This is a genomic window from Desulfocicer niacini, assembly GCF_054657595.1.
Genome location: NZ_BAAHYK010000127.1, coordinates 1 through 2,055, shown reverse-complemented (window position 1 = coordinate 2,055; position 2,055 = coordinate 1). Strand labels below are relative to the sequence as shown.

Genomic DNA, 2,055 nt, shown 5'->3' with positions numbered 1-2,055 from the left:
AACCGGATGCGGGAAAACCCCACGTCCGGGTCTGTGCGGGGGGCGCCGGGTGACCGGCGTTCCTACCGTGCGATTTTTCAATTTGCGTTGTTCTTTAATTGTTTCGAGAGTATATATATTGAAATGGGGGGTAGCTATGATTCGTTTTTCTTTGGTCATTTTCACTTTGGTATCATTGTTGATTTTTTTTTGTAATCAAATAGTGTGGGCCAATACAGTTGACCCTGTTGAAAAATTGACGCAAGAATTGGAAGAAGTTGGGCAGCAATCTCTCAAAAAAGAATTAAATAAAATTCGTTCGGAATCAAAAAAAGCAACCAAATCTCAATTCAAAGTTAGTGCTGATATACTAAAATTGTCAAATATAGAAGATGTTGTTTCTAAAAAAATAGCTGCCTACAGAAATGCAATAAAAGATAAGATTTGGAAAACAGCTGAAGCTATCGAAAATAGTAGCTCTGTAAATATAATTTGGGATAATGACAATATTGAACTTGATGTTGAAGAAAATAAATCAGTTAAAAAACTTAACGATGCTATAAAAAAGAATAATATTTCTCTAAAAAGTTTTGCAACCGCGATTAGAGCATTCACTAGTATTTCTGATCAAATGTATACAGAAGCAATGAGTGCAAAACAAAAAGATAGAAAATTTCACTTGTATGTTGAATATACAGCATTTGTGTATGAACTAAGTTCGGTTACATTAGAAATTTTAAACGAATTTAAAATTGAAGGAATAGAAGAACTTCACAAGTTGCACAATAAAAGAGAAACGACCGTCAAGGGTATAAAAGACAAAATAGACGAACAAATAACTGCACAAAAAAAGCGGTTGGAGAAGAAAGTTATTACTGAAGCCGAATTTCAAAATGACCTTGCGAAGTATAATAGCTGGAAAGAGGCACTTGATTATTCTCTCGGTCGGTGGCAACAAATCTTTGACACTATTTCAAAACAAAAGGACTGGGCAAAGAACATATCCAAACAAGCCAATGTGTTTGAAAAGCTACGAGATGATGCTGGTATCCAATTATCGGTATTAAAAGAAATTAAAGTGGTAGATGAAACCTTTAGAGTTTTTCAATATCTTGGCGAAATTGTTCAATTAGCTAGCAATATACCACTTTTAAAGCTTGATAGAGATGTTGCCGAACAACTTTTAGGTATCGACTATACTATGAAGGATAGATGAAAATGCTATTTAAAAGGACATTTCTTATTTTGATGTGTTGTTTGCTATTTGTTTCTTGTGAGAAAAAAAATACTAACAATGATGGTGTCCCAAAAATTAACAATATTCAAAATAATATTTCTAAGATAGAAGATCGAATTATCAAAATCAATAAAAGAGTTGATGAAGTTGAGCAATATCTATTAGATAATGAAAAAAAAATGATTTTAGTATTAAAAGTTAAAAATATGGCAAACCTTAGATCTTCCCCTATTTTGAAAGATGAGTATATCATTGGAAGGGCATATAAAAATGCATATTTAAGAGCTGAAGCTGATGAAATTGATAGTAAAAAAAGTAAATGGTATAGAGTTAATTTTTTTATAGACGAAAAAATGATCAATGGATTTGTTTCAGCAAAATTAGTTGAGAAAGAATATATTTCGATTGATATATTTCGAACAATCGTAAATAATAATGATTTGATTGATTATTTTTGGGAGCATGAATTATTCGCAAAAATCAGAAAGCTTGATATCACAAGATTGGGAATCGCAATCTCAGATAAAGTTCCAAATGTATTTATTGACAAACTGTACAATAAGCTACTTAACATCAAAATTAATGTAAAAGATTTAAACGGCTTCGAAAAAGAAATGATCATTGAAACTTGTCAAAAAAACGGAATACAAGCTATTTTGCATTTAATTCATAGTGATAACGAAATTTTGCTCAGATTGTATGATTTTAAGGGCTTCAATGTATATAGGTATACATATGAAAATATGCATGGCAATACATTTAAGAAAACTTCCGCAAAATTCGTTCATGAGCACGATTTAAAAAATAGTCAAAGCCTTGTCTCTTCAGAAGAGAGTGAA

2 protein-coding genes are annotated in these 2,055 nt (G+C 31.2%); both read left to right on the top strand.

The features are described 5' to 3' along the window. On the top strand, positions 1-1,195 hold a 1,195-nt coding region (locus ACYQ2M_RS24995; RefSeq protein WP_459919125.1), incomplete at its 5' end, for a hypothetical protein. Then, the coding region (locus ACYQ2M_RS24990) for a hypothetical protein (protein WP_459919124.1) at positions 1,192-2,055 on the top strand (864 nt) is incomplete at its 3' end. The genes ACYQ2M_RS24995 and ACYQ2M_RS24990, both read left to right, overlap by 4 nt.